Below are 6,000 nucleotides of genomic sequence, written 5' to 3'. Positions count from 1 at the left end.
GTTAATCAGGTTGTCGTCAGTTCGAGCCTGACAACCGGAGTATTCAAAAAGGATTGAAGTTAAAATTCAATCCTTTTTTTGTTTCTTGAATATCTTTTTTATGATACAATTTTCTTGTTGATTTGGAGAATTGTCCGAGCGGCTGAAGGAGCACGGTTGGAAACCGTGTATACGTCTAACGGCGTATCAAGGGTTCGAATCCCTTATTCTCCGTAAATAAAAAGAACCTACATTTAAATTGTAGGTTCTTTTTTACATTAGAGATGTGATGAAAGTAATTGCTCCGAGAAAAATTCCAGGAACGTTGGCGCAAATAACTGGCCAATCTTTTTTCTCTTTAAAAAATCCATATAATGTCCAGAAAAGTCCGTTGATACAAGCAACAGCAGGTTGAATTGGATTGCCGGGGTTGCCATTAATATTTGAGATGATTTGTGGAATATATGAAACATACATCAAGATAGACATCAGACTAGCAATTCTTCCAATTCGGTCTACTTGTGCGGTGGTTAATTTTTTCAATCGTTTTCCCCTTGCTTAATAAAATACTAGTATAAATGTTACCATTTTTTTGAAAATGTGGCTATTCAATTCTATGTGAGCAGGATAATTGAGTTACATCATGTTAGTTGTTAGCATGAACCTAAATAAATGAATGGGAGGATATATATTATGAGCGTAGATGGCAAAAAAGACCAAGTTAAAGGTAAAGTAAACGAAGAAGTGGGAAAAGCTACAGGAAACGATAAACAAGAGTTAAAAGGCAAAATAGAGGGTCTTGTTGGGAAGGCTAAAGATAAGGTTGATGAAGTAGTCGACGATGTAGCTAAGAAAATTAATAAAAAAGATGACGAATAGTTAATATAAAAAGACTACTGACACAAAAGTCACTAGTCTTTTTTATTGGTTTTTGATATCATTAGCTTATTACAATGGAGGTAATAATTATATGTATTCTATTTTGATGGTACTACACATAATTTTTGGTATTAGTTCATTTGTTGGATCACTACTACTTGTCTGGGGATTCAAAGAAAAATTCTATGAACTTACTACTGTTCAAAAATCTGGTATTATTCTAACAGTTGTTAGTTTGTTCGCAATTACTTCATTACTTATTTTCTCAAGAGGAAATGCAATAACTGCAATTATCTTCTTTGTACTAAGTATGTCAATTTCAGGTTTCATTGCTTGGAAGAACAAACCAGCTTAAATATAAAAAAGACCTCAGATGAGGTCTTTTTTATTTAGAAATTATATCCAACATAAGCACCGATTGCGGCACATACTAGGACTATTATCCAAAACCAATAGCTTTTAATAATTGCTTTAAATGATGTATCTTTCATAATAGAATCCTCCTCAAAATATATAGTTAATTAATTATATCATTAATAAGCATAAAAATCGAAATTGCATAACATCTTTACTTCTGAGAGTTTATTTTGGTAAACTCTATAACAATTCATTTGTCAGGGGGAGGCATCTAGTGATCGACTTTATTAAGAAGCAAATTTCGTGTTGTTTGTTTCCTGCATTACTTTTCATTTCAATGTTTGTTACTAAATATGTAAGTTTTTCGTTCATTCATCGTTATGATTTATTATTGATTCTTTCAATTCTTATTCAGATAGTTTTGATATTAATCAAATATGAAACATGGTCAGAAGTTAAGATTATTTTGATTTTTCATATAGTGGGTCTGATATTAGAAATCTATAAGACACATATTGGAATGTGGTCATATCCTGAACCGGGAATTGTTAAAATCTTGGGAGTTCCATTGTACAGTGGCTTCATGTATTCGAGTGTTGGTAGTTATATTTATCGTGCTTGGAAAGTTTTTGATTTGAAATATACCGACTGGCCTAATAAGACAGCCGTCATTAGTCTGTGCTTGGCAATCTACTTGAATTTCTTTACTCATCATTACATTTGGGATTTAAGATATGTAATAATTCTTGCCACTATTGTTCTTTTTTGGAAAACTGAGGTTTACTTCACTTTGACTAAGAAGACACATAAAATGTGGATGAATTTTGCCTTTCTTTGTATCGGAATAGCATTATGGGTTGCCGAAAATATTTCAACGTTTTTCTCGGCTTGGAAATATCCTGATCAGAAAATAGGGTGGCATTTGGTCAATTTAGGAAAAATTTCAAGTTGGTCGTTGCTGATAATTCTGAGTATTGTCTTGGTTTATTACAACATTGAAAGAAGAAATAAAGAAATTTGATTTATTGTTTTAATTTAGAATGATTCCATGTTACAATATATTCATCAAGATAAGAGGTTGAATACATGGAAAAGAATACTAACAAATTTAAATTAGGTGTAGTGCTTACGATTGCTGTTATAGCGGGGGCATTAGAATTTATTTTTCATCAACAGTTCGCTGCTCAAGCCATAATAACAGTTTTAGGTTCGATTTTAGCTTTAATCATGACAGTTGATATGATTAAGGTTCTAAGATCAGGAAAATTCGGGGTCGACTTACTTGCTATCACAGCTGTCGTTGCCACTTTAGCAGTAGGGCAATACTGGGCTGCATTAATTGTGTTATTAATGTTAACTGGTGGTGATACACTTGAAGATTTCGCTGCTACTAAAGCAAATAGTGAGTTGAAAGCCTTAATTTCTAACACTCCTAAAGATGCTCACTTAGTGAATAATGACAAGGTTTCAGATATTGATGTTGATGATGTCAAAATTGATGATACTTTGTTAGTAAAACCTGGTGAACTAGTTCCTGTTGATGGAATTATTATTGAAGGTGATTCTGAAGTTAATGAAGCTTCTTTGACTGGTGAATCTCGTCCAGTTTCCAAAAACGTTGGTGATTCATTGATGTCTGGTTCGGTCAACGGAGATAACTCTATTACTATGAAAGCCACCAGTCTTGCTAAAGATAGTCAATATCAAGAAATTATCAAGTTGGTTAAGCAATCGGAAGAACGGCCTGCTCACTTCGTCAGAATGGCTGATCGTTATGCGGTACCATTCACCTTACTAGCTTATGTGATTGCGGGGATTAGTTATTTTGTTACTAAAGATCCGGTTCGTATTGCTCAAGTTCTAGTTGTTGCTTCACCTTGTCCATTGATTCTTGCAGCGCCAATCTCATTGATTTCAGGAATGAGTCGTTCAAGTAGAAATGGTATTATCGTCAAAACCGGTACGACTATTGAGAAGTTAGCTAAGATTAAATCAATTGCTTTTGATAAAACTGGAACAATTACTTCTGGTAAATTAAAAGTTGATGGTATTATCAACGACTCTGAGTTAAGTGATGAAGAACTATATGCTTTGGCTGCAAGTATTGAACAAGAATCTAACCATATCTTGGCTCGTTCCTTAGTTGAATATGTTGGTTCAGATCATCTAAAAAAAGCTGATGATGTTAATGAAATCACTGCTCAAGGAGTTAGTGGGATAGTTGATGGACAGACTATTAAAGTCGGTAAGCTAGAATTTGTCGATGCTAATAAGAAAGATTTTGACGCTCAAAAAACGGCAATTCATATTTCAATCAATGATAAATACGCTGGTTCAATTCTCTTCACTGATCAAATTAGACCTGAAGCTAAAGAAACCATCGATGAGTTGAAAAGATTGGGTGTGGATAATGTCATCATGTTGACTGGTGACCATGATTCAGTTGCTCAAAAAGTCGCTAAGGAAACTGATATTACTCAAGTATATTCAGAATGTTTACCTCAAGATAAAATTGATGTTCTCGACAACGTCAAAAAAGATGAGAAGCCAATCGCCATGGTAGGTGATGGGGTTAATGATGCACCTTCATTAGTAATTGCCGATGTAGGTATTGCAATGGGTGCGAGTGGAGCGACAGCTGCTAGTGAATCTGCCGATGCGGTTATTGTCCGTGATGACCTCAACAAAGTAGTTACTGCTGTTAAAATTTCTAAAGATACAATGAGAATTTCTAAAGAAGCAGTCTTAATCGGAATATTCATTTGTATTGGATTAATGATTATCGCTGCCTTTGGATTAATTCCGACAATCATTGGAGCAATGTTCCAAGAAGTTGTCGATACTGTAACCATCCTTTACGCCCTAAGAGCTAGAAGTGATCGTAAATAAAAAAGCCTTGTTAAAGGCTTTTTTTATTTCCAACCAAAGCTATCTAAGTCCATGTCAGATTTTCTAGTTTTTGATACATAGGCATTGCCTTGTACACTGAAGCGTAAAGGTTTCTTAGCCCATGCTCCTTTGTTATCAATTCCAATTCTGGTTGAAACAGCAATATTTTTCGGTTGCTTTATTATTTCGTTTGATAATTGCAAAGGACCGGCATTTAACATTGTTCCTGATAATTCTTTATCCAAAATTCCAAAAGCTCGCATCCATTTTGCTGGTCCGTTAGTCAAATCAAATTGATTTTTTACAGGTCGATTTTCTTGGAGAATATCTAAGCCATCGATTGGTTCTAAACCACGAATTAAAATTCCTTGGGGATTTCCAGCTTCTTGGACACTGATATCCATATCCAAGTATTTATGAATAGAGTAAATATAAATAGTTCCACCAGCTTGGTAAAGAGGGTCGTTACTTTTGGTGTGACGTCCTGCGTAACTATGAGCCGCCATATCTTCAATTCCTAGATATGCTTCCACTTCAACAATCAAACCACTAACGATTCCTTTTTCGGTTTGGTAGGAGAGTTTTCGTCCAAGTAGGTTTTGTGCAATTTCTGGTGTAGTAGTTTTTTGAAAAAAGTCGGAAATATTCATATTTTCTCCTTGCCTTGTTGCCTATCTATACTATATAATATCTTTTGTGCTAATGANTGGTAGGAGAGTTTTCGTCCAAGTAGGTTTTGTGCAATTTCTGGTGTAGTAGTTTTTTGAAAAAAGTCGGAAATATTCATATTTTCTCCTTGCCTTGTTGCCTATCTATACTATATAATATCTTTTGTGCTAATGATATGGCCCGTTGGTCAAGTGGTTAAGACACTGCCCTTTCACGGCGGTAACATGGGTTCAAATCCCGTACGGGTCATCAAGCATGGAGGATTAGCTCAGTTGGGAGAGCATCTGCCTTACAAGCAGAGGGTCACAGGTTCGAGCCCTGTATCCTCCATTGAATAAGAGCGTGAGACTTCACGTATAGAAACTGAGTACTAAGGAAATAAGAGTTAACTTCGAGAGAAGTTAGCTCTTATTTTTTTAGACGGAAGTTTTTGTGAAGTCAAACGCGTTTCAAACAAAAAAGCAGTCTCCTGACTGCTTTTAAAATATCTGTAGTAGACTAATAAGAATTCTAACCCAACAACTATTAATCTTAACTTGATAGAAATATTTAATTAAAACAAAGAACAACATGGTGGCAAACATCGATAAGGCATTAGCTAAAGTAATATATTGAGTAATGTACATGATAATAGCTAATAACAATACTGCAGTGAGACCAAACAATGATTTGTAATTGAAATCAAGATAATTAACAGTCAATGAGAAAGTATTAATCAAAAGAATCAAAATGATTAATTCTAAGCTGAGAAATTTTGCCAGTGAATAGGTCAGTGTAATCATTAAGAACACTGGAGTAACAAAATTAAAGATTACATCGGTTAGTAACGGAGTGGTATCTTTAATTAACTTTGTCGAGATGAACAATAAGAGTTGCATTATAACAAGGGCAGTAATTAAGAGATTTCCAGACTGAATACTAAATAAAATACTTAGAATTAAGAAGATTCCTACAAATAACATATCGAAATACTTGTTAGGATTTCTTGGTAGGAAGACATCTTTATAAATATAGATTAAAGCTATAAAAGCTACGACATATAAGTACCCCGGAAGCGGATTAATCTTGAACTTACTAGCGAAAATAAATGGAAAAATGACAACACTTAATGACTCAATCAGAGTGTCAATAATTCGTAGAAGTAGTGGTCGAGGTCTATTAGTTTTTATTGTTTTCATATCTCTTATACTATTCAAAAATGTTTCTTACGTCAATGAAATATGTTAA

At 34.2% G+C, this 6,000-nt stretch carries 7 protein-coding genes and 3 tRNA genes; 7 read left to right on the top strand and 3 right to left on the bottom strand.

Annotated elements, in window-relative coordinates:
* Positions 1 to 124: 124 nt before the first annotated feature.
* Positions 125 to 213: transfer RNA gene (locus tag Q2T76_RS06305), tRNA-Ser, on the top strand.
* A gap of 39 nt (positions 214 to 252) precedes the next feature.
* Here Q2T76_RS06305 and Q2T76_RS06300 read toward each other — a convergent pair.
* Entirely contained in the window at positions 253 to 468 is a 216-nt protein-coding gene (locus Q2T76_RS06300) for a hypothetical protein (RefSeq protein ID WP_302084687.1), read from the bottom strand.
* Positions 469 to 672: 204 nt separating this feature from the next.
* Between Q2T76_RS06300 and Q2T76_RS06295 the strand changes: the two genes are divergently transcribed.
* The 4 genes from Q2T76_RS06295 to Q2T76_RS06280 all read left to right on the top strand — a co-directional run bounded on the left by Q2T76_RS06295 (position 673) and on the right by Q2T76_RS06280 (position 4,104).
* On the top strand, positions 673 to 858 hold the full coding sequence (locus tag Q2T76_RS06295; protein ID WP_302084683.1) for a CsbD family protein: 186 nt from the start codon (positions 673 to 675) through the stop codon (positions 856 to 858).
* 91 nt (positions 859 to 949) lie between these two features.
* Positions 950 to 1,213, top strand: a complete 264-nt coding sequence (locus Q2T76_RS06290; RefSeq protein WP_302084682.1) for a Na+-transporting malonate decarboxylase, carboxybiotin decarboxylase subunit, madB — start codon at positions 950 to 952, stop codon at positions 1,211 to 1,213.
* Positions 1,214 to 1,489: 276 nt separating this feature from the next.
* Positions 1,490 to 2,236 (top strand): DUF817 domain-containing protein, encoded by a 747-nt coding sequence (locus tag Q2T76_RS06285; protein ID WP_302084681.1) that lies wholly within the window; start codon positions 1,490 to 1,492, stop codon positions 2,234 to 2,236.
* A gap of 65 nt (positions 2,237 to 2,301) precedes the next feature.
* The gene (locus Q2T76_RS06280) at positions 2,302 to 4,104 is read left to right on the top strand and encodes a heavy metal translocating P-type ATPase (protein WP_302084680.1); all 1,803 of its coding nucleotides are present in this window, start codon (positions 2,302 to 2,304) and stop codon (positions 4,102 to 4,104) included.
* A gap of 23 nt (positions 4,105 to 4,127) precedes the next feature.
* Here the strand turns inward: Q2T76_RS06280 and Q2T76_RS06275 are convergent, their stop codons facing one another.
* A complete protein-coding gene (locus Q2T76_RS06275; protein WP_302084679.1) occupies positions 4,128 to 4,754 on the bottom strand; it encodes a DNA-3-methyladenine glycosylase in 627 nt (208 codons plus the stop codon).
* Between the two features lie 196 nt (positions 4,755 to 4,950).
* On the opposite strand from Q2T76_RS06275, the gene Q2T76_RS06270 reads away from it, so the two are divergent.
* Both Q2T76_RS06270 and Q2T76_RS06265 read left to right on the top strand, forming a co-directional pair.
* Positions 4,951 to 5,022 (top strand) — tRNA-Glu (locus tag Q2T76_RS06270).
* Between the two features lie 8 nt (positions 5,023 to 5,030).
* Positions 5,031 to 5,103 (top strand) — tRNA-Val (locus Q2T76_RS06265).
* Positions 5,104 to 5,252: 149 nt separating this feature from the next.
* On the opposite strand, the gene Q2T76_RS06260 is transcribed toward Q2T76_RS06265, so the two are convergent.
* Positions 5,253 to 5,951: a hypothetical protein gene (locus Q2T76_RS06260; RefSeq protein WP_302084678.1), complete on the bottom strand. Its 699-nt coding sequence runs from the start codon at positions 5,949 to 5,951 to the stop codon at positions 5,253 to 5,255.
* Positions 5,952 to 6,000 lie beyond the last annotated feature (49 nt).

This window comes from Lactobacillus sp. YT155, assembly GCF_030504545.1.
Lineage (GTDB): Bacteria > Bacillota > Bacilli > Lactobacillales > Lactobacillaceae > BQUT01.
Note: the sequence above shows the minus strand (reverse complement) of the source record. Positions and strands in the feature narration are given on the sequence as shown.

Excerpts from the sequence above, each read along its gene's own strand:
- Q2T76_RS06300 (WP_302084687.1), bottom strand. The coding sequence starts at position 468 with ATGTCTATCTTGATGTATGTTTCATATATTCCACAAATCATCTCAAAT.
- Q2T76_RS06295 (WP_302084683.1), top strand. The coding sequence starts at position 673 with ATGAGCGTAGATGGCAAAAAAGACCAAGTTAAAGGTAAAGTAAACGAA.
- Q2T76_RS06290 (WP_302084682.1), top strand. The coding sequence starts at position 950 with ATGTATTCTATTTTGATGGTACTACACATAATTTTTGGTATTAGTTCA.
- Q2T76_RS06280 (WP_302084680.1), top strand. The coding sequence starts at position 2,302 with ATGGAAAAGAATACTAACAAATTTAAATTAGGTGTAGTGCTTACGATT.
- Q2T76_RS06275 (WP_302084679.1), bottom strand. The coding sequence starts at position 4,754 with ATGAATATTTCCGACTTTTTTCAAAAAACTACTACACCAGAAATTGCA.
- Q2T76_RS06260 (WP_302084678.1), bottom strand. The coding sequence starts at position 5,951 with ATGAAAACAATAAAAACTAATAGACCTCGACCACTACTTCTACGAATT.